Annotated in this window: 18 protein-coding genes; 8 read left to right on the top strand and 10 right to left on the bottom strand. The window is 70.1% G+C overall.

Going from position 1 to position 21,084, the window contains the following annotated elements; genetic code table 11:
* The first annotated feature begins 54 nt into the window (after positions 1 to 54).
* The 3 genes from AC3RX0_RS15530 to AC3RX0_RS15520 all read left to right on the top strand — a co-directional run bounded on the left by AC3RX0_RS15530 (position 55) and on the right by AC3RX0_RS15520 (position 2,816).
* Positions 55 to 519, top strand: a complete 465-nt coding sequence (locus tag AC3RX0_RS15530) for an Lrp/AsnC family transcriptional regulator (RefSeq protein ID WP_491506986.1) — start codon at positions 55 to 57, stop codon at positions 517 to 519.
* Entirely contained in the window at positions 516 to 1,919 is a 1,404-nt protein-coding gene (locus AC3RX0_RS15525; RefSeq protein WP_491506909.1) for an aspartate aminotransferase family protein, read from the top strand. The genes AC3RX0_RS15530 and AC3RX0_RS15525 overlap by 4 nt, the downstream gene beginning before the upstream one ends.
* A gap of 153 nt (positions 1,920 to 2,072) precedes the next feature.
* Positions 2,073 to 2,816, top strand: a complete 744-nt coding sequence (locus tag AC3RX0_RS15520; protein WP_491506908.1) for a LysR substrate-binding domain-containing protein — start codon at positions 2,073 to 2,075, stop codon at positions 2,814 to 2,816.
* A 21-nt stretch (positions 2,817 to 2,837) separates the two neighbouring features.
* Here AC3RX0_RS15520 and AC3RX0_RS15515 read toward each other — a convergent pair whose 3' ends face one another.
* From AC3RX0_RS15515 to AC3RX0_RS15485, 7 genes are all read right to left on the bottom strand, one after another.
* Positions 2,838 to 4,511, bottom strand: coding sequence for a S8/S53 family peptidase (locus AC3RX0_RS15515; RefSeq protein WP_491506907.1), 1,674 nt, complete (start codon positions 4,509 to 4,511; stop codon positions 2,838 to 2,840).
* A gap of 260 nt (positions 4,512 to 4,771) precedes the next feature.
* Positions 4,772 to 7,207, bottom strand: a complete 2,436-nt coding sequence (locus tag AC3RX0_RS15510) for a CHAT domain-containing protein (RefSeq protein ID WP_491506906.1) — start codon at positions 7,205 to 7,207, stop codon at positions 4,772 to 4,774.
* 112 nt (positions 7,208 to 7,319) lie between these two features.
* A complete protein-coding gene (locus AC3RX0_RS15505; RefSeq protein WP_491506905.1) occupies positions 7,320 to 7,802 on the bottom strand; it encodes a hypothetical protein in 483 nt (160 codons plus the stop codon).
* Entirely contained in the window at positions 7,792 to 8,418 is a 627-nt protein-coding gene (locus tag AC3RX0_RS15500) for an RNA polymerase sigma factor (protein WP_491506904.1), read from the bottom strand. The genes AC3RX0_RS15505 and AC3RX0_RS15500 overlap by 11 nt, the downstream gene beginning before the upstream one ends.
* Before the next feature lie 60 nt (positions 8,419 to 8,478).
* A complete protein-coding gene (gene glgX, locus AC3RX0_RS15495) occupies positions 8,479 to 10,677 on the bottom strand; it encodes a glycogen debranching protein GlgX (RefSeq protein WP_491506985.1) in 2,199 nt (732 codons plus the stop codon).
* 233 nt (positions 10,678 to 10,910) lie between these two features.
* A complete protein-coding gene (locus AC3RX0_RS15490) occupies positions 10,911 to 11,399 on the bottom strand; it encodes a glutaminase (protein WP_491506903.1) in 489 nt (162 codons plus the stop codon).
* A gap of 112 nt (positions 11,400 to 11,511) precedes the next feature.
* The gene (locus AC3RX0_RS15485; RefSeq protein ID WP_491506984.1) at positions 11,512 to 12,180 is read right to left on the bottom strand and encodes a GTP pyrophosphokinase; all 669 of its coding nucleotides are present in this window, start codon (positions 12,178 to 12,180) and stop codon (positions 11,512 to 11,514) included.
* A gap of 216 nt (positions 12,181 to 12,396) precedes the next feature.
* Between AC3RX0_RS15485 and AC3RX0_RS15480 the strand changes: the two genes are divergently transcribed.
* The 3 genes from AC3RX0_RS15480 (at position 12,397) to AC3RX0_RS15470 (ending at position 15,393) form a co-directional block, all read left to right on the top strand.
* Positions 12,397 to 13,032, top strand: coding sequence for a TetR/AcrR family transcriptional regulator (locus AC3RX0_RS15480; protein WP_491506902.1), 636 nt, complete (start codon positions 12,397 to 12,399; stop codon positions 13,030 to 13,032).
* A complete protein-coding gene (locus AC3RX0_RS15475; protein WP_491506901.1) occupies positions 13,029 to 14,672 on the top strand; it encodes an MDR family MFS transporter in 1,644 nt (547 codons plus the stop codon). Before AC3RX0_RS15480 ends, AC3RX0_RS15475 begins: the two co-directional genes overlap by 4 nt.
* A 94-nt stretch (positions 14,673 to 14,766) precedes the next feature.
* On the top strand, positions 14,767 to 15,393 hold the full coding sequence (locus tag AC3RX0_RS15470) for an FMN-binding negative transcriptional regulator (RefSeq protein WP_491506900.1): 627 nt from the start codon (positions 14,767 to 14,769) through the stop codon (positions 15,391 to 15,393).
* Between the two features lie 33 nt (positions 15,394 to 15,426).
* On the opposite strand, the gene AC3RX0_RS15465 is transcribed toward AC3RX0_RS15470, so the two are convergent.
* Both AC3RX0_RS15465 and AC3RX0_RS15460 read right to left on the bottom strand, forming a co-directional pair.
* Positions 15,427 to 16,443 (bottom strand): hypothetical protein, encoded by a 1,017-nt coding sequence (locus AC3RX0_RS15465; protein WP_491506899.1) that lies wholly within the window; start codon positions 16,441 to 16,443, stop codon positions 15,427 to 15,429.
* A gap of 19 nt (positions 16,444 to 16,462) precedes the next feature.
* Positions 16,463 to 19,648 carry a type I restriction endonuclease subunit R gene (locus AC3RX0_RS15460; protein WP_491506898.1) on the bottom strand — a complete coding sequence of 1,062 codons (3,186 nt, stop codon included), beginning with the start codon at positions 19,646 to 19,648 and terminating at the stop codon, positions 16,463 to 16,465.
* Positions 19,649 to 19,825: 177 nt separating this feature from the next.
* Between AC3RX0_RS15460 and AC3RX0_RS15455 the strand changes: the two genes are divergently transcribed.
* Positions 19,826 to 20,119, top strand: a complete 294-nt coding sequence (locus tag AC3RX0_RS15455; protein ID WP_491506983.1) for a type II toxin-antitoxin system Phd/YefM family antitoxin — start codon at positions 19,826 to 19,828, stop codon at positions 20,117 to 20,119.
* Positions 20,116 to 20,547, top strand: coding sequence for a type II toxin-antitoxin system VapC family toxin (locus tag AC3RX0_RS15450; protein WP_491506897.1), 432 nt, complete (start codon positions 20,116 to 20,118; stop codon positions 20,545 to 20,547). Before AC3RX0_RS15455 ends, AC3RX0_RS15450 begins: the two co-directional genes overlap by 4 nt.
* A gap of 42 nt (positions 20,548 to 20,589) precedes the next feature.
* On the opposite strand, the gene AC3RX0_RS15445 is transcribed toward AC3RX0_RS15450, so the two are convergent.
* Entirely contained in the window at positions 20,590 to 21,066 is a 477-nt protein-coding gene (locus tag AC3RX0_RS15445; protein WP_491506896.1) for a hypothetical protein, read from the bottom strand.
* Between the last annotated feature and the right edge of the window lie 18 nt (positions 21,067 to 21,084).

Here is a 21,084-nt window from a genome sequence, read left to right as displayed (position 1 = left end):
GCATCCCTCGACTGATACCGTAGCCACACGCGAAGGAGGCGAACGATGCCCGGCATGCCGCGGCCACTGGCCGCAACGCTCGACGACACCTCCAAGGCGATCATCGAGCAGCTGCAGGCCGACGGCCGCCGCTCGTACGCCGACATCGCCCGCGTCGTCGGCCTGAGCGAAGCCGCCGTGCGCCAGCGCGTGCAACGGCTCACCGACAGCGGCGTCATGCAGATCGTCGCCGTCACCGACCCGATGCAGCTCGGTTTCGCACGCCAGGCCATGATCGGCGTCAAGGTCGCCGGCGACATCGGCGTCGTCGCCGACGCGCTCGCCCAGGTCGCCGGCGTCACGTACGTCGTGATGACGGCGGGCTCGTTCGACCTGCTCGTCGAGGTCGTGTGCGAGAGCGACGACGAGCTGATCACGATCCTCAACCGCGACTTCCGCGGGCTCGACGGCGTCGTCTCGACCGAGACGTTCGTCTATCTGCGACTGCACAAGCAGCTCTACGACTGGGGGACACGATGACTCTCACACCCACCACCTCGACCCGCACCGAGGCCGAGCTCCAGCAGATGGCCCGCGACCATCTGTGGATGCACTTCGCACGGCAGTCCGTCATGACCGACGGCCCCGGCGTGCCGATCATCGTGCGCGGCGAGGGCCACCACATCTGGGACTCGCACGGCAAGAAGTACATCGACGGGCTGAGCGGTCTGTTCGTCGTCAACGCCGGGCACGGCAGGCGCCGGTTGGCGGTGCGAGCTGCCCGCCAGTCCGAGCAGCTCGCGTTCTTCCCCATCTGGTCGTACGCGCATCCGGCGGCGATCGAGCTCGCCGATCGCCTGGCCGGCTACGCGCCCGCGGACCTGAACCACGTCTTCTTCTCCACCGGCGGCGGCGAGGCCGTCGAGACGGCGTTCAAGCTCGCGAAGTACTACTGGAAGCTGCAGGGCAAGCCCACCAAGCACAAGGTGATCTCGCGGTTCATCGCGTACCACGGCACGACCCAGGGGGCGTTGGCGATCACCGGGCTGCCCGGCATGAAGTCCATGTTCGAGCCGGTGACGCCCGGCGGCTTCCGGGTGCCGAACACGAACTACTACCGCGCCGACGAGATGGGCTTTCCGGGCGGCACCCCCGAGCAGTTCGGGCAGTGGGCGGCCAACCGCATCGAGGAGATGATCCAGTTCGAGGGGCCCGACACGGTCGCCGCGGTCTTCCTCGAGCCGGTGCAGAACTCCGGCGGGTGCTTCCCGCCGCCGGCCGGCTACTTCCAGCGCGTGCGCGAGATCTGCGACACGTACGACGTGCTGCTGATCTCGGACGAGGTCATCTGCGCGTTCGGCCGCATCGGCGAGTACTTCGCGTGCGACGCGTACGGCTACCAGCCCGACATGATCACGTTCGCCAAGGCCGTCACGAGCGGCTACGCGCCGCTGGGCGGCACGATCGTGAGCGACAGGATCTACGAGCCGTTCGCGCACGGCGAGGCATCCTTCCCCCACGGCTACACGTTCGGCGGCCACCCGGTGTCAGCGGCCGTGGCGCTGGAGAACCTCGACATCTACGAAGAGGAGGGGCTGCTCGCGCACGTGCGCGAGAACTCGCCCGCGTTCCGCTCGACGCTCGAGAAGCTCACCGATCTGCCGATCGTGGGCGACGTGCGCGGCGACGGCTACTTCTTCGGCATCGAGCTGGTCAAGGACAAGGCGACGAAAGAGACGTTCGACGACGCCGAGTCCGAGCGGCTGCTGCGCGGGTTCCTGTCGAAGGCCCTGTTCGACGCCGGGCTCTACTGCCGCGCCGACGACCGGGGCGACCCGGTGATCCAGCTCGCCCCGCCGCTGACGATCGGGCAGCCGGAGTTCGACGAGATCGAGCAGATCCTGCGCGGCGTGCTGACCGAGGCCTGGACCCGCCTCTGACGCCCGTCAGTGACGCACGCCCAGGACGCGGCGCGGATCACCACCGCGCGGCACCACCTGACCGCGAGGGTACAACTGGCCGCCGAGGGGTGGGGAAGCACCCATACCCTCGCCCGTCAGGTGAACCCTCGCGAGGGGACCTATCGTGGAGGGATGGCGAACAAGCGACCGGGTGGACGACCGCACAGGTCGGCGTCGCCGCGCAAGCCCGCCGCCAAGAAGCCCGCAGCCGGCAAGAAACCGGGGCCCAGACCCGCGGCGAAGCGGCCGAGGGCCGACGAGACCGCCGCGGCTGCGGCATCCACTCGCCCGCCCGGGCCGTTCCGGCTCGGCGCCGTCCCCGGCGCGACGCCCGGCAAGTGGATCGGCATCTGGAACGAGCGGATGCCGCACAACCCGCTCGAGCTCGTGCCGATCTCGGCCTCCGCGCAGCGCGAACAGCTCGCCGAGCTCGATGCCGCCCTGGTCCGCCTGCCGATCGAGCGCGACGGGCTGCACGTGATCACCTTGTACGACGAGGTGCCGGTCGTGGTGATGTCGGCGGACTCCGACCTCACCGCCGCCGACGAGCTCGACGCCGCGGATCTTGCGGGCGAGGTGCTCATCACGCCCGCCGACGACGTGCTCGGGTTCCAGGTGCCCGGGACGGTCGGGCCGGCGTTCGCCCCGCCCGAGACGACGGAGGATGCCGTGGCCACGGTCGCCGCGGGCGTCGGGATCGTCGTCGTGCCGATGTCGCTGGCTCGGCTGCACCACCGCAAGGACGTCGCCTATCGTCCGCTGCGCGGCGGCCCGGTCTCGACGGTCGCCCTGGTCTGGGACGCCGAGTGCACCACGCCGCTGGTCGAGACCTTCGTCGGGATCGTCCGCGGCCGCACGGCGAACTCGTCGCGCTGACGCTCGTGTGCGCTGCGCCGGTCAACGACCGCGGTCGTCGCGCAGGCCGTCGACGACCTGAGCCGCACGCGCGGCGCGGGCCGCGGCATCCGGCTTCTCGAGATCGCCGAGCTCGTCGAGCCGCCGCGCGATCGTGCCCGCGATCAGCGGAGCGGCGAAGGACGTGCCGCTCCACAGCGCGAAACCGGCCGTGAAGTCGTCGGGGTCGAACGACTCGCGCCGCTGCCCGTGCGCATCGCGCCGGGTCACCGCCTGCGCTCCGCCGTCGAACGCCGGAAAGGTCGAGAGCACCGAGACGCCGCAGGCGTACAGGTCCACCCACGGCGCGGTGTTGCTGAACAGGGCGACACTGCGGCCGCTCGGGTTCTTCGCCCCGACGGCGAGCATCGGCGCCGCGCCCGCCTCGCCAGGGAAGGCCGCCGGGAACATCGGCCGATCGGTCGCATCGTTGCCCGCGCTGCACACGACCGCGCAGCCGGCGTCGGCGATCTCGAGGATCACATCGCGCAGGGCGGCGCTGTAGAGCACGTCCTCGGGCGTCTCGTGGTAGTAGCCCAGCGACAGGTTCAGCACGTCGATGCGGCGACCGCCCTTCAGCCCCTGCGCGTGCCGCCGCACGAGCTCGGCGATCTGCTCGAGCGTGTCGGACAGGTCCGATTCGACGACCCGGCCGAGGCTGTCGGCGATGCGTGGCGCGAGGATCGTCGCGTCCGGGCACGCCTGCAGCACGATGCCCGCCACGAACGTGCCGTGCCCCGACACGGGGTCGATCTGTCCGTCGAGGGGCCCGACCAGGTCGGGGTTCAGATCGGGGTCCTGCGCGGGATCGTCGAGTCCGATCGGCACGCCGTCCAGCTCGACCCGGGTGTGCACGACGCCCGGCGCGAACCACGGATGCGGCGCGCACCCGGTGTCGAGCACCATCACCACCGGGCGCCGGGCCTCGCTCCGGCGGGCGCGATGCGGGGCGGCGCCGATGCAGGCCACGGCCTGGCGTCCACCGAATCCGGGCAGCGCATAGCCGCCCAGTCCCGCCGCGGCCGGGTTGGTCGAGCCGAACGGGTTCGTCGAGGTGAACGGATTGGTCGAGGTGAACGGGTTCGTGGACGTGAAGGGGTTCGTCGAGCCGAACGGGTTCGTCGACGTGAACGGGTTCATGCCCACCGGTGCGACCGTCAGCAGGTGGTCGAGCCCGACGCCGTCGAGATCGACGCCCAGCGATCGCGCGGCGTCCAGCACGGCCCACGCGTCGGGGACGGATCCTGCCGCGGCGCCTTCGGCCAGCACCTGCACCCGGGTGACACCCGACGCGGCATCGGAACCGGGGGATGCCGTGCGCCACCGTGCGCGCCGCTCGATCGCGACGACCGGCTGCGGCTGGAAGCGCCAGCCCGCCTGCGTGAACGCGCGGTTCAGCGTCTCGACGACCTCGGCGACATCGCGCCGCCGCGACACGAGCAGCCGGTCGGGGATGTACACGGTCGGGAAGATCTCGCCCGCATGTCGGTCGGCCGGCGGCTGCAGTACGACCCCGAGCGGCTTGATGGCGCGCTCCCGCTCGCGCCAGCCCGCACCCGACGCCGCGCCTGCGCCCGTGCCCCCGCGCATCGCCCCGTCGGACCCGCCGCCCGAAGCGCCCGAACCCGCGCTTTCACCCCGGGCCGCGGCATCCCTCTGCTGATCCCCTGCGTCCATCGGTGCCTCCCTGCACGATCGCGCTGACCGGACTCTATCGCTGCCGGTCCCCCGACGTCATCGCTCGCGGAGAAGGACGCCGGCCGTTCGACCGACGTCCTTCCCGACGGGCGGGTCGACGGCCCCCAGATTCCTCCGTCGACACGGCCCCGCGTCTCCCCGATGGGTCGCACTCCCCAGTGCCCGACCGCGACGCAGCGCCGTCCCACCGTGGAAGAGCGGCCCGCACGGTCTCTGATACATCGGCTCCGAAAACAAACTCAGAATCCCGAGCCGTGCACCTGGAACGACGTGACCAGGCCCGTGGCGAGGGATGCCGCGGCCAGCGCTTCTGCCGGCGCCTGCCCCGTAGCCAGCCCCTCGTGCATCGCGGCGAGCAGGTCGCAGGCCTCGCCGTCCGAGACGATGACGGGCGTGGCCACGACGCTGCGCGCACCGGCGTGCAGCCAGACCCGCGCCATCCCGACGGCCTCTTCGCCCCAGCGCACCGACGAGCGCCCGCCCTCGCAGGCCGACAGCACCACGGTCGTGGGCACGCGCGGGATGAGGTCGACATCGTAGCCGAACAGCGCCCCATCGATCAGCTCGAGACCCGAGAACAGCGGGTTGTCGGCGGCATGCCGGCCGTGCGCGGCGATGTGCAGCACGTCGGCGTCGGCGGCGAGCGCGGCCACGGCGTCCGTGGTCGCGTCGGCGCCGGTGACGACCGTGGCCCGTGGCCACATGGATGCCGCGGCTCGCACCTCTTCGTCGCCGCGGGCCACGCGCGGCCCCGCCACGAACCCCGCCGCGCCGGGCACGGCGCCCGCGTGGGTGCGATCGTGCAGCCACCCGCTCGCCGACGTCGCGAGGGTGAACGTGCGCCCGTGCATGCCGGGGAGCATCGCCCAGGGGATGCCGGCGAGCACGCCCGGGACGGTGAGGACGACACGGCGATCGTCGATCAGCGGCAGCACCGGCGCGAGCAGCACGTCCGAGATCGCGGCCAGCCGCGCCTGCAGCGTCCGCCGCACGACGGCGGCCATCGGCCCGGTCGAGACCGACGCGGCCATGTCGAGGTCTGCGCGCAGTCCGGGCAGCTCGGCCCGGCCGGCGTCGGCCGCGGGGATCGGCACGATCGCCTGCCCCTCCGCGGTGGCCACCAGGGCCGTCAGGGCGTCGCCCGAGAACACGAACGACACCAGCGCCGTGCGATCATCGAGGGCGGCCGTGAGCTCGGCGAGCGTGCAGCGTCGCTGCGCACGGTCGGCGCCGGTCTGCTGCCACTGCCGCGAGCGGGCGCGTTGGCGCAGCTCGGCCGCGCGGGGCAGGGCGAGCCAGTCCGGGTGGTCGGCGCGCAGCATCCGCAGCTCGGCGAGGTCGGCGGCCAGGTGCGGATCGGGCGGCGGCCGCAGCGGCACGACCTGCTGGCTGAGCAGCCGTGCGCGCTCGGACCATTCGAAGAGCACGTCGGGCCGCCCCGAGCGGACGGCGCTGCCGAGCCCGACGAGGATCAGCCCGTTGCCGTGCATCGCCACGGAGGTCTGCAGGTCGAGACTGCCGAACGACGCCTGCCACTGGGCGAGCTCGTCGAGTCCGGCCGCGGCGTAGCGTCGCGCCTGCGCGGGGCGGGATTGGGCGAGCGCCCGCGCCGCGCGCGCCTCGTCGGCCAGCAGTCGCACATCGATCGCCGCCGCACGGGGAGCGTGCAGCCGGCCGGTCGGCGGCGTCCCGTGCCGCGCCAGCCAGGCGGCGTAGGTCAGCCGCAGGGCCGCAGCCTCGTCCGTCGATCCGCCCGCGTGCAGGGCGGCCGCGGTCGCCTCGACGTGCTCGGCCGTCGGCACCCGGTGCGGATCGGGGGCCCGGCCGCCGCCGCGCCGCACGGTGCCGCCGCGCAGGCCCGCGCGCAGCCGCAGCGCCTCGGCGCGGTTCGCCCAGGTGTCGTTGCCAAGGGTGCGGAACCGCCGCATCGCCGCAGTGGCCGTGCGCTCGGCGCGCACCGGGTCGTGCCGCAGCTGCGACACCGCGAGGTGGTACTCGGCCTCGGCGCGCGAGATCGGCATCCGGTGCGTCCCGAACACGGCGGCGGCGCTGGCCAGCAGCTGCTCGGCGTCGCGGGTGAGGCCGGCGTCGCGCAGCACTTCGGCGCGGTCGGCGTCGCAGATGCCGCCGGCGGCGGGGGATGCCGCGGCCCGGGGCCGTGCGTCCTCCATGCCGCGCAGCGCCGCGACGAGGTCGCCCTGCAGCAGCGCGACATAGGCGCGGTTGTGCTGCGCCTGCCCCTCGTCGACGGTCAGGCCCGCCTGCGCGAAGATGTCGGCGGCGGTCGACAGATCCTCTCCCGCCCCGACGGCATCCCGCAGCTGCAGTCGGGCGACGCTGCGGTTCATCCGCACGCGGGCTGCGGCGACCGGGTCGTCTTCGAGACCGCGGATGGCGACCGTCAGCGCATGCTCGGCATCCTGCAGCCGTCCGGCACCCAGCGCGAGCGCGCCCAGCTGCCCCATCAGCACGGCCCGGGTGTGCGCGCGCAGCCGGCCCAGCGCCATCGCCTCGCTCAGCACGCGCTCGGCCTCGGCCGCGTGCCCCGTGCGCTGCAGGATCACCGCGCGCGTCCCCAGGATGCGCGCGCGCATGTCATCGTCGCGCGACAACTCCCATGCGCTCATCAGCGCGCGTTCGGCTTCGCCGTTCTTGCCCCGGATGCTCAGTTCCACCGCGCGATGATGCAGTTCCTCGGCGGACTGCCCCATCCCCCTATCATGGCGCAGCGCCGACGCGCTCAGTCCGCGCAGCGCCGACGCGCTCAGTCCGCGCAGCGCCGGATGCTCAGACCTCGAATCGCGGAGTCTGGAATCCGCTGACCCGCCCGTCCGGTTCCTGCACGGTGAGCAGGATGCGCGACAGGCCCGGCCGCACGTCGTCGAACGCGAAGCGGGCCGCGTCGCCCGGCTCTGCGTGACGCTCGACCCCGGCCTGGTCCAGGGTCACCGTGACGGCCGCGGCATCCACCCACCCATCGATGCGCCGCCTGCCCTCGGCGAGCTCGGTGACGTGCAGCAGCACCGTCGTCCGCCCGTCGCTGAACTGCAGCGTCAGCGCGTCGGTGTCGGAGCGCACCGGCTGCAGCGCGTTCTCGACAAGGGTGAGCAGCGCGTACTCGCGGGCGATGTCGGATGCCGCGGCAGCGGCGATCATGCGATCCACGAGACCACCCGGCAGCGGGTCGCTCTGCTCCCACACCGAGCGCAGTCGCGCGAACAGCTCGTCGTCCGTGGGCGGCGGGTCCGACCGGATTCCGTCATACACCATGGCGCACCGCCTGCGTCTCGTCGTCGAGCACTGCGCGCAGCTTGGCGAGGCAGCGCTGCCGCGTCGGACCGATCGAACCGACCGGCATCGCCAGGTCGTGCGCGATGCGCGCGTAGTCGGGGCGGTCGTCGAAGGCGACGATGCGCAGCAGTCGCTGGCACCGCTCGGTCAGCTCGGCCACCGCTGCCCACAGCCGGCGCGCGCCGAGCGCCCGCTCGGCGGACTCCTCGGCGGATTCGGCCGTGCCCAGCCGCGGCTCGATCCGCTCTGTCTCGGTGGGGTCGGCCCGGCGCTGCGCGCGCATGACCCGCCACGCCTCACGGCGCGCGGTCGTGGAAAGCCAGCCCGAGACGGCGCGCGGATCGTCGATCGCCTCGTGCCGGCGCACCAGGGTGAGCCAGGTCGTCTGCACGACGTCCTCGGCGAGCGCGCTGTCGAGGCCGTACGCCCGCACCGTGTGCCACAGCGGCGGCGTCATCAGCCGCACCAGCTCGTCCATGGCGTGCGCGTCCCCGTCCCGCCAGGCCGCGAACAGGTCGCCCGCGCGCTCCCAGCGCGGGGTCGCCGCATCCGGCCGTTCCCGATCCGCCGGCTCGGCGTCGCTCAGCGTCGTCATACCGACTATTGTCTCCACACTGCACAGAGATCGGAACCGTGCGATCTGATACGTCCGGCCCTACCTCTTGCGCGTGCGTCGGCGAACGGGTCCGGTGCGCACGTTGCCGGTCGCCGACAGCGACGCCTCGACAGAGTGGTCGACGCCCGTGTCGTCCGCGTGCGCGCCGAGCACGGCCAGCGCCTTCGCCTCGAGCGTGACCGTCGCGCCCGGCGCGATCGGGCCGTGGCCGTCGACGGCGGCGCCCGTCTCGACGACGACGTCCCAGTCCGGGCTGTACCGCACCTTCGGCATCGAGAAGTCCACCGGCGAGTCTCCGGCGTTGAACAGCACGATGAAATGCCGGTCGGTGATCTCGCGCCCGCGCGCGTCCCGCCCGCGGATGCCATTGCCGTTGAGGAACACCGCGATCGCGCGGCCGAACCCCGACTCCCAGTCCTCGGGCCGCATCAACGTGCCGTCCGGGCGCAGCCAGGCGATGTCGGGCACCGGGTCGCCCTCTTCGCGCGCGACGGGCCGGCCGTCGAAGAACCGGCTGCGACGGAAGGTCGGGTGCTCGCGACGCAGCTTCGACAGCGTCGCGGTGAACTCGATCAGCGGCTTGTCCGCGGCATCCCAGTCGATCCAGGTGAGCGGACCGTCCTGGTTGTACGCATTGTTGTTGCCCAGCTGGGTGCGCCCCAGCTCGTCGCCGTGCGAGAGCATCGGCACGCCCTGGCTCAGCAGCAGCGTGGCGATGAAGTTGCGCTGCTGCCGGGCGCGCAGCGCAAGGATCGCCGGGTCGTCGGTCGGCCCTTCCACCCCGCCGTTCCACGACCGGTTGTCGTCGGTGCCGTCGCGGTTCTGCTCGCCGTTGGCCTCGTTGTGCTTGTCGTTGTACGACACGAGATCGCGCAGCGTGAAGCCGTCGTGCGCGGTGACGAAGTTGACGGATGCCACGGGCCGCCGCCCCGAGTGCGCGTACAGGTCGCTCGACCCGGTCAACCGCGACGCGAACTCGCCGAGCGCCTGCGGCTCGCCGCGCCAGAAGTCGCGCACGGTGTCACGGTACTGCCCGTTCCACTCGGTCCACAGGGGCGGGAAGTTGCCGACCTGGTAGCCGCCGGGGCCGAGGTCCCACGGCTCGGCGATGAGCTTGACCTGCGAGATCACCGGGTCCTGCTGCACGATGTCGAAGAAGGCGCTGAGCCGGTCGACCTCGTAGAACTCGCGCGCGAGGGCCGAGGCCAGGTCGAACCGGAACCCGTCCACGTGCATCTCGAGCACCCAGTACCGCAGCGAGTCCATGATCAGCTGCAGCGTGTGCGGGTGGCTCACGTTCAGGCTGTTGCCGGTGCCGGTGTAGTCGGTGTACTTCGACGGATCCTTCTCGTCCAGCTTGTAGTACGCGTGGTTGTCGATGCCGCGCATGCTGAGAGTCGGCCCGAGCTCGTTGCCTTCGGCGGTGTGGTTGTAGACGACGTCGAGGATCACCTCGATGCCCGCGGTGTGCAGGGCGCGCACCATCGCCTTGAACTCCTGCACCTGCTGGCCGCGCTGTCCCCGCGACGCATAGCCGTTGTGCGGCGCCAGGAAGGCGATCGTGTTGTAGCCCCAGTAGTTGCTCGGCGCGCCCGGCAGGGCCGAGGCGTCGGCGACGAACTGGTGCACCGGCATGAGCTCGATCGCCGTGACGCCGATCTTCTGCAGGTGCGCGATGACCGCCGGGTGCGCGATGGCGCTGTAGGTGCCGCGGATCTCTTCGGGCACGTCGGGGTGGCGTTCGGTCAGTCCCTTCACGTGCGCTTCGTAGATCAGGGTCCGGCCGTACGGGGTGCGCGGCGGATAGTCGCCGCCCCAGTCGAAGAACGGGTTGATGACGACCGACGTCATCATCGACGAGGCGGAGTCGTCGTCGTTGCGCTGCGTCGGGTCGTCCAGGTCGTAGCCGAACAGGGGCTGGCCGAACGTCGGCTGCCCGTCGACCGCCTTCGCGTACGGGTCCAGCAGCAGCTTGAACTCGTTGAACCGCTTGCCCGTGGCGGGGTCATAGACGCCGTGCACGCGATAGCCATACCGCTGTCCCGGCGCGACGTGCGGCAGGTACGCGTGCCATACATGAGCGTCGACGTCCACCAGGTCGACGCGGGTCTCGTCGCCGTGGTCGTCGAACAGGCACAGCTCGACACGCTCGGCACCCTCGCTGAACAGGGCGAAGTTCGTGCCGTTGCCGTCGTACGTCGCCCCCAGCGGGTAGGCCGTCCCGGGCCACGTCTCCACGTTCATCATCCCTTTCTCCAACTGCCCCAGCGTACCCGCGCCCGCAGGGCCGCGCTGTTCACACGGCCGGTCCGCCCGCTGGGCGGCGCGCCGCCGTTGCCCGATCTTCGCGCTCACAGACATCGGAGGATCGCACGAAGTTCGGACGATTTCGCCGAAATCATCCGCGGTCCGTCAGATGCTCCGAACCCTGTGAGCGCGGAGGTGGCCGCACGTCCGGTGGCCGAGGGGGTTCAGGTCGCACCGGCGGGTGGATGCCGCAGCAGCTCGATGCGCTCATCCAGATAGGGTCCCAGCGGGGCGTAGCCGGAGTCCCGGCCCCAGCGGATGCTCGGCGTCCCGTCGATCAGCGCGAGGGGGCCGGATGCCTCGCCCCGGGCGAGCGCGTCGAGGTCGATCGCCTGCCAGCCCACGTGCACGATTTCGCCCTCGGCGAAGCCGCCGCGGCGGGCGGCGCCGGCCAGCGCCGCCCGCTCGCGCTGCGACTCGGCCGTGAAGCCGCGCCGCACCTCCTCGCGGGCCCGCACGATCTCGCCGGTCGCGAACACGGCATCGTCGCCGAGCAGCAACGCGCCCAGGTGCCACACCGGCGCGTCGGGCACGACCCGCGCAGCACGGGCGAAACCGAGGATCCGCCGCGGGTGCACCACGGCGCCCAACCGCTCACGCGGAGCGTCGCCCAGACGCCGCCGCGCGGCATCCATCATCTCGGCGATCTCCACGCAAGAAGCGTACCCAGCGGCTCACCGGTCGTTGAGCGAGCGCCGCGAGCCGAAACGGCATGTCCCGGCCGACGGCCGCGCTGCGCGCGTCCTCGACGACGGCGTGCACGGGTCAGACGATGACGATCCGGTCGTCGGTCGCGGCCTCGAGCCGGCGCTGCCCGCCGTGCAGCTCTCGGTGCAGCCGCTCCATGCGCTCGTCGAGCAGGGCGGCCGACTCGGCGGCATCCTTCAACTCGGCCAGCAGCTCGGCCGGCACCTGCCGCGCGTACTTGTAGTAGATCTTGTGCTCGAGGCTCGCCCAGAAGTCCATCGCGATCGTGCGGAACTGCACTTCGACGGGCACCTCGACCGGTCCGGTCGACAGGAACACCGGCACCCCGACGATCGCGTGCAGGCTCTTGTAGCCGTTGGGCTTGGGCCGGGAGATGTAGTCCTTGACCTTGCGCACCGTGATGTCATCCTGCGCAGTGAGCAGGTCGAACAGGCGGTACGCGTCGGCGGTGAAGCTCGTCGTGATGCGGATGCCGGCGATGTCGGTGATGTGCGCGCGGATCGCCTCGAATTCGGGCTCGACGCCCTTGCGCGCGATCTTCTCGACGAGGCTGTCGGGCGACTTCACCCGGCTCGAGACGTGCTCGATCGGGTTGTAATCGTGCAGGTACAGGAACTCGTCGCGCAGGATGTCGATCTTGGTCCCGACCTCCTGCAGACCGAACCGGTACGGCAGCAGGAAGCGCTGCAGTTCGTCCCTCATCACCCGCAGCTGCGCCGGTGACATCTCGACGGGCCGGTCGATGTCGGGCTGATCGACGTCGGGCTGATCGGGCTGGTCGATGTCGGACTGATCGAGCATGCGGCTCACCCTACGGGGGATGTCTGACAGTGCCGTTTGCGCCGAGGCCCCGCTGCTATGAATCCACCGCAAATCATGCACGAATGCATTTTTGCGCTTGCGCAGGTTTTCATCGAGGCGCACACTTCTGGAGTGCAAGACATGCCCGCTCCCGGCCTGCGCGAGCGCAAGAAGCAGCAGACCCGCCACCGTCTCGAGGTGGCGGCGGTCGCGATCGTCGACGAATCGGGCCTCGAGTGCCTGACGATCGACGCGGTCAGCGAACGCGCCGAGGTATCTGCGCGCACGTTCTTCAACTACTTCGACAGCAAGGAAGACGCGATCCTCGGGTTGCGCACCGAGGACGACACACGGCGCCTGGTCGAGGCCGTCGTCGCCGAGCTCGCCCCCGCGCCGCTGGTCGACAACGTGCTCGACATGCTGATCCGCGTGAGCGACAGCGCGATGCTCGACCGCGACCTGCGCGAGCGGCGCCGCGCCGTGCTGCGGCGGCATCCCGAGCTGCTCGGCCGTCATTTCGGGCACATGGGACGCATGCTCGACCCGCTCACCGACGGCGTGCAGGCGCTGATGGGCCGCGCCGAGCCGGGTGAGGATGCCGCGGCCGACGTCCGCGCGCGCGCCCAGGTGGTGCTCATGATGTGCGGCGCGGCGCTGCGCGCTGCGATGCTCGAGCTCACCCGCGAGCACGCCGACCTGACCACCGATGAATCTCTCGCGCGGCTGCACACCCGGGCCGCCGCGCTCGTCCGCGAAACCACCGAAAGGCTCTCATGAGCACCACGCCAGAACCAGAACCGGTCCTCGAGCCGCATCACACCCGGAACGTCCTGCTGGTGTTCGCAGGACTGATGGTCACGATGCTGCTGGCGTCGCTGGACCAGACGATCTTCAGCACCGCGCTGCCCACGATCGTCGGCGACCTGCACGGGGTCGACGAGATGAGCTGGGTCATCACGATCTACATCCTCGCCTCGACGATCATGCTGCCCGTCTACGGCAAGCTCGGCGACCTGATCGGGCGCAAGGGCATCTTCATCGGTGCGATCTCGGTGTTCATCATCGGATCGATCATCGGCGGCTGGTCGCAGGACATGGCCTGGCTGATCGTCGGCCGCGGTGTGCAGGGCATCGGCGGCGGCGGGCTCATGATCCTGTCGCAGGCGATCATCGCCGACGTGGTGCCCGCCCGCGAGCGTGGCAAGTACATGGGCATCATGGGCGGCGTCTTCGCCATCTCGTCGGTGGCGGGGCCGCTGCTGGGCGGCTGGTTCACCGACGACCTCACCTGGCGCTGGGGCCTGTGGATGAACATCCCGCTCGGCATCCTCGCGATCCTCGCGGCCGCGGCCTTCCTGCACCTGCCGCACCACCCCAAGCGCAAGGTGCGTCTCGATGTGCTCGGGATCGCGCTGCTGGCTCTGGCATCCACCGGCATCGTCCTGATCAGCACGTGGGGCGGTCATGACGCGCCGTACGGCTACGCGTGGGGCTCGCCGCAGATCATCGGCCTCATCGCCGGTACCGTGGCCGCCGCAGTGGCGTTCGTGTTCGTCGAGCTGCGCGCGAGCGAGCCGGTCATGCCGCTGCACCTGTTCCGCAAGCTCAACTTCAACCTCATGACCGCCGCGGGCCTGGCCATCGGCGTCGCGATGTTCGGCACACTCGCCTACATCCCGACCTACCTGCAGATGGTCACCGGGGCCAATGCCACCCAGTCGGGGCTGCTCATGATCCCGATGATGGGCACCGTGCTCGTCGCCGCGATCGTGTCGGGCGCCCTGGTCACCCGCACCGGCCGGTACAAGTGGGCGCCGATCGCGGGCACCCTGGTGACCGCCGGGGGCATGGTGCTGCTGTCGACCATGACCAGCACCCTGCCGGTGTGGGTCATGTGCGTCTACCTGGGCGTCATGGGCCTCGGGCTCGGCCTGTGCATGCAGATCTTCGTGCTCGTCGTGCAGAACACGTTCCCGAACTCCGAGGTGGGCGTCGCCACCGCGACGAACAACTACTTCCGCCAGATCGGGGCGTCGCTCGGCTCGGCCATCGTGGGCAGCCTGTTCACCGCGCGGCTGATCAACCTGCTCGCCGAGCGGATGCCCGCCGGCGCGGGCGCTGCCACGGGGTCGTCCAACAGCCTCACCCCCGAGCTGGTCAAGGGTCTGCCCGCGCCGATCCGCACCGTGATCATCGGGGCGTACAACGACGCGCTGACGCCGATCTTCCTGTACATCCTGCCGCTGATCCTGCTGGCGACGGTGCTCGTGTGCTTCGTGAAGGAAGTGCCGCTGAAGAAGACGATCGACCGCGGCGACGTCACGGCCGAGAGCCTCGAGATCGACGGCTCGAACGCGGTGGCCGCGACCACCGGCCGCATCACGGTCGTCGCCGAGGGGACGTCTCCCGCCCACTGACCCGCCCGTCCTCCACGGGCCGGGGCGGGCGGGCAGGGCTTCGCGCGGACCTGCCTGTACCGGATGCCCGACCATAGCGGGGTAGCGTCGAGTCATGTATGTGCCCCACTTCAACCGCATCGACGATCTCGACGCCGCGCGGGCATTCGTGCGACAGGCCGCGGTCGGACTGCTGATCACGGCGGGGGCGGACGGGGTTCCGGATGCCACGCTCCTGCCGATCCTGTGGGACTGTGGCGACACGGGTGACCGCGTCGTCGCGCACTTCGCGCGCGCGAACGAGCACTGGAAGCGCATCGCCGACGGTGCGCCGGGTCTGATCGTGGTCTCGGGCCCCGAGGCGTACGTGACCCCGTCGTGGTATGCCGCGAAGGCCGAGCACGGCAAGGTCGTGCCGACGTGGAACTACTCGGCCGTGCAGCTGCGCGGACCCGTGACGGTGCACGACGATCCGGAGTGGCTTCGGGATGCCGTGACACGTCTCACCGATCGGCACGAGGGCACGCGCTCCCACCCGTGGGCTGTGACCGATGCGCCCGAGAAGTACGTCGCGGGCCAGCTGCGGGCGATCGTCGGCGTGGAGCTGCAGGTCGAACAGGTCGATGCGAAGGCGAAGTGGAGCCAGAACCGTTCGGAGGCCGACCGCGCCGGCGTCGTCGCCGGCTATGAGGCAGAAGGCAAGCCGGTTCCCGCCGCGCACGTGCGGGGCGGCGTGCTCTGACGGCCGTCGGTGGGCATGTCGGCAACCCGCCGGTCAGGCGACGTGGCTGCGCACCTTCGACGCCGTGTCTTCGGGCGACGTGTCGACCATGGCCTCGGCGTGCAGGTGCTCGAAGTACGTGACGTCGCTGCGATAGAACGGGTCGATATTGGCGCGGCTGACCATCCGCAGCAGCAGCGAGTATCGGTCCGAAGGCACGGGGCCGCCGCCGTACATCGCCCAGTTGAACGACGTGAGGTTCAGCGTGTGGTAGGCGCGGAACACCGCCGACATCACCCAGCCGAGGTCCGTGCAATCGTCGTCGGTGAGGTCGGTGATGTCGTGCGCTCCGCTCACGACCGCCCACACCTCGTGGAACCCCACGGGTGCCCACGGGGTCAGCACGGACACACGCCCACGGCGGCCGATCCAGCGCTCACCGCCCTCCTCGTGCTGGAGAAGAGCATCCCAGTACGACTCCTCGCCCGGCCACTGCGCCGACCGCTGCACCAGCTCGCGCTGGAGGGTCGTGCCGACGTCGTCATGGGCCGATTGGCCGTGCGGGTGGATGAGCGAGCTGCCGCTGGGCGGCAGATAGTTGGCGTTGATCGACGACCACATCGGCCGCAGGCCGTGCACACCCCTGGTGTAGGCGGTGAACGCCTGCAGCAGGTCGGCCACGCGCGGGGCGGTCAGCTCGGGCAGATCCAGGAAGTGCTCGGCCGTGTCGTAGACACCGACCGACGAGAACTCCGAATAGGCCATCACGTTGGGCACGACGACGGCCGAGCCGCGGCGGATGCGGCCTTCGTCCGTGATCGACGGGTCGAAGCTGCCGGTGGCGGTCTCGATGCGGTCGGCGCAGAACGGGCAGAACGGGGGCTTGGCCGTCAACTCCGACAGGTCGGGGCGCGATTCGGGTGCCAGCCGCGTGCCCGTGATGATGCGCGCCGTGCGCCCGGTGAGCGGATCGACGCGCACTTGCAGCGGAACCTCGACGATGGACGTGGGATCCATCAGCTCCGGCACGCGGGCGGTGATGTCGTGCTGCACGAACGTGAGTTCTGCCATGGGGCCAGAGTACCGAGCCTCACCGCGCCTCGCGCTCGTCGGCGTAGCGCGGCGCCATCGCCTCCATCTGGTCCATGACCAGCGTGATCGCGCCGGGCTGCCGGTCTGGCGGGTACTTGTACTTCACGAGCAGCCGTTTGATCGATGATCGCAGCTTGGCGCGCACGTCGTCGCGCACGGTCCAGTCGGTGCGCACGTCGCGGCGCATGATCGCCACGAGTTCGCGGGCGATGGCCGCCAGAACATCGGTGCCCTGCTCGCTGACGGCGGACTCGTTCTGCGCGACGGCGTCATAGAACGCGAGCTCGTCGTGCGACAGCGGCGGCGAGAACGTGTCTCCGCGGGATGCCTCGGCCGTGACTTCCTGCGCCATGGCGACGAGTTCGGCGATGACTTCGGCCGACGTGAGCTGCTGATTCGTGTAGCGCAGCATGATCTCGCCGATCCGCTCGCTGAACGCACGCTCGCGCACGAGGTTGCCGCGGGTGGCCACCGATGCCTCACCCAGCAGCATCGCCCGCAGCGCTTCGATCGCGAGTTGCGGGTTGCGCGCCTGCTGGGCCTTGGCCAGAAAATCGGGCCCCATGTCGCTCAAGGCGATCTGTGGCAGCCCTGCCGCCTCATAGATGTTGACGACCCCGCCGGTCGCGACCGCCTCGATCACGAGCTGCCCGAGCAGGCGGGCGATCTCGTCCGAGATGGGCTCGTCGCGCGCCTGCCGCTCGCTGGCGTCGAACTTCGCCATCCACACGCGCACTTCTTCATAGAACGCGATCTCGTCGTGCAGTTCGACCAGTCCAGGCTGGCGCGACGCGAGCGCCCATGCCCGCGCGAGCGCTCCGCTCGCAGCCCGATAGCGGGCCTTCAGCCGCTCGCCCTCGAGCTGCGGCGCGTTCAGCGGATTCTGCGCGTCGCGCACGAAGTTCACCGTCGCCGTGACGGCGGTGAGCATCGCCCGCGGCCCGCCGCGCTGCAAGATCGCGCGCCAGTCGCAGTCGTGCAGCATCTCGCGGATCTCGCCCACGAGCTCCAGCGCGATCTCGACGGCCTCTTCGACGCCGCGGCCGATCGGCCGCATCTGCTGGTCATCGACGGTGTATTCCGACAGCGCCGAAGCGAGGTTCTCGGCCAGCGGGGCGTAGGCGACCAGCAGGCCGTCCTGCTTGCCGCGGTAGGTGCGGTTGACGCGCGCAAGCGTCTGCATGAGCAGGGCGCCCTTCAGCGGCCGATCGAGATACAGCGTGTGCAACGGCGGCGCGTCGAACCCGGTCAGCATCATGTCCTTCACGATGACCAGTTCGAGCTCGTCATCGGCATCCTTCAACCGCGCCTTGACCGCGTTGTTCTGCGAATCGCGTCGCACGTGGTCGCGCACCGGCGGCGGGTCGGCCGGCGTGCCCGAATAGACGACCTTGATGCGCCCGGCGTCCAGCGCGTCGGAATGCCAGTCGGGCCGCAATGCGACGATGGCATCATACAGGCGCGCGCAGATCTCGCGGGTGCCGCCCACGATCATCGCCTTGCCCGGCCCGCCGATGAACTCGCGCATGCGGGCGCGGCGTTCCTCCCAGTGCTCGACGAGGTCGGCGGCGAGCCGCTCGATGCGCTCGGGCGCGCCGTACACGGCGTTGACGACGGCGACGGATGCCTCGACTCGCGCGCGTTCCGCGTCATCCAGCCCCAGCGTCGCTTCGTCGGCGGCCCGGTCGATGTCTTCTTCAGTGGTGTCGTCGGCGAAGGCCACCTTGATCAGCCGCGGTTCGAACGAGACCGGCACGGTCGCCCCGTCGGTGACGGCCCGGGTGAGGTCGTAGATATCGATGTAGTCGCCGAACACGGCGCGGGTGTCACGCTCGGCGAACGAGATCGGGGTGCCGGTGAAAGCGATCAGCGTGGCGTGCGGCAGTGCGTCGCGCAGGTGGCGGGCGTAGCCGTCGAGGTCGTCATAGTGGCTGCGGTGCGCCTCGTCGACGATGACGATGACATTGCGTCGGTCTGTGAGAAGTGGATGCCGCGCCCCGGCATCCTTCTCAGCCTTCGACAGCGAGAACTTCTGCAGGGTCGTGAAATAGATGCCGCCCGTCACACGCCCTGCGAGTTCGTCGCGCAGCTCGGCGCGCTCGTGGACCTGCTGGGGCTTTTCGGGCAGCAGCGTGCTCTGCGCGAACGTCTGGAACAACTGCCCGTCAAGCTCGTTGCGATCGGTAACCACGACCAGCGTGGGGTTTCGCAGTTCGGGCCGGCGGGCCACGAGGTTCGCATACAACTCCATCTCCATGGACTTGCCCGAGCCCTGCGTGTGCCAGACCACGCCGGCCTTGCCGTCGCTCGCGACGGCTTCGGCGGTCTTTCCCACGGCCTTGGTGACCGCGAAGTACTGATGCGGTTTGGCGATGCGCTTGACCAGGCCCTCGGCGCCCTCGTCGAACGCGGTGAACCCACGCAGCAGCTGCAGAAAGCGCTCTTGGTTGTACAGGCCGTTCAAGGCGTCGTCGAGCGGCGTGATGCTCTCATCGTGTTCGATGCGCGGCTGCGGCAGCGGAGCGCCGTCGTCGTCGACGTTCCACGGCGCGAAGTGGTTCAGCGGAGTGAACGGCGTGCCGTACCGGGCGTCGGTGCCGTCGCTGGCGAGCGTGAACACGCAGAAGCGGAACGCCATCGGCAGCTCGTCGAGGTACGTTCGCAGCTGCCAGTACGCGTCATCGACCCCCACCGACGCCGCACCCGCCCGCTTGAGCTCGATGATCGAGAGCGGCATCCCGTTCACGTACAGCACGATGTCGAAGCGGCGGTGCACGTCGCGATCCCGTACGGTCACCTGGTTGACGGCGAGCCAGTCGTTCTCGTCGGGGTTCGTGCTGACCAGGCGGATGCGGGGGTTCTGCTCGATGCCGTCGGCGTCGAGATAGCTCATCGGATACCCACCGGTGAGGTACCGGTGCATGCGGAAGTTCTCGGTGATCGCATCTTGCGACCGAGGCGAAGCGATCTCGCCGAGCGCCTGCTGCAGGTAATGACCGGGCACCGTCGGGTTCAGCCGCCGCATCGCCTCGAGCAGGCGGGGGCGGATCAGCAACTCGTCCCAGCTCTCGCGCTCACCCGTGCCGGGCGCGATCTTCTCACCGGCCAGCGGCCGCCACATGAGCGGCTCGGCGAACGCGTCGAGCGCCGCGCGCTCCCATTCGGACTCAGGGATGCCGGTCATGTGAGGGCTCCTTTGGTTGTCGGTATGGATGCCGCAGGCCGGCCGCTTGCGGAGCGATGCGCACCCTCGTACTCATAATTCGTGGCCGTCGGTTTATGAGTAATGCCGTTACTCATAAGCCGGTCGCGATCGGTCATGAGTACACAGAGCGTACGTGATCGTACGGCAGTGTACAATATGGTCATGGCAATCATCAGTGCAAGCGAGGCGCGGCAGACGTTGCCCGCGCAGTTGGATCGCGTCGAGAAGGGCGAAGAGGTCGAGATCACGCGCCACGGGCGGGTCGTTGCCGTCTTGGTCAACCCGACCACGCTTGCCACGCGACGTGCGCGCCGTGCATGGCAAGAAGCCGACGAGATCGGCGACCTGCTCGAGGCAGCACGAAAGAAGCCGGTACAACGTGTCGCACTGGGTGCGGGTCGCGCCGAAGAACTCGTCGCCGACATACGCAACGGGCGCGACACGCGATGAGTGAGCTGATTGCTTTCGATGCGGATGTGCTGATCTATGCGGCGGACCTCGACCACCCCCTCGGTGCGAGCGTGGCGCAGCTGTTCGATGGCATCGACGGCGCCGCCGGGGTCGGTTCGGTGTTGCTGATTCCGGAGGTCCTCACGAAGCCACTGCGCACCGACCCACGGTCGCAAGAGGTCGCGGCGCTCACGAGTCTGCTCGCTCGCCTCGATCTGCGCCCTCTCGATGAGCCGACCTCGCGGCTCGCTCTCACGCTCGCCGTCAGGTATGGCTTGCGGGCCGCGGACGCCACACACCTCGCGACGGCCGTCGCAGCCGGCGCCGACGTATTCCTCACGAACAACAGCAAGGACTTCTCGCGAGACATCTCCGAGATCGATGTCGCCTATCCCCGCGACCTCACCCGACGGCAGGAGTCCGGGTGAGGTGCTGTGCAAGCTGCTACGCCCTCTCATCCGATCATGTCCTCACTGCCTTCCCAGCCGCACGGTGGTCGTCGTGCCGAGCGCCGTCACCTTGTAGCTGATCTCGCCGTCCGCATACGTGAACGTCTTGGTGTCGTCCCGTGAGGCGAGCAGCGCGTTCTCGGTCTTCGCCTTGTCGCGCGTCGAATCCCACGTGAACGTCTGGCTGGCGTCGCCCGGGAGCGTCACCGAGCCGACCCAATAGATCGAGGTCGTGTCGCCGCTGTCGGCGACCCAGTCGATCGAGATCACGCCGCCGGCGATCGTTGCCTGCTGATAGTTCGTGTCGCTCTTCGCGTTCATCTGCTTCCATCTGCCGTCGAGGTTCACCGGCTGCGGCGCCGGTGCCGACGTCTGCTTCTCAGCTGCGAGTGGTGCGGAATTGCCGGCGGTCTGGCTGCCGGAGACGCTGCAGCCGGTGAGAGCGATGGCCGCCGCCAAGACGAGCGCAGAAGTGGCAAGGAACGGTCTGACGTGCATGATGCTCGCTTTCGAGTT

The organism is Microbacterium sp. W1-4-2, from assembly GCF_058349885.2.
The sequence above is the reverse complement of the archived record's forward strand: the minus strand, read 5'-3'. Positions and strand labels throughout refer to the sequence as shown.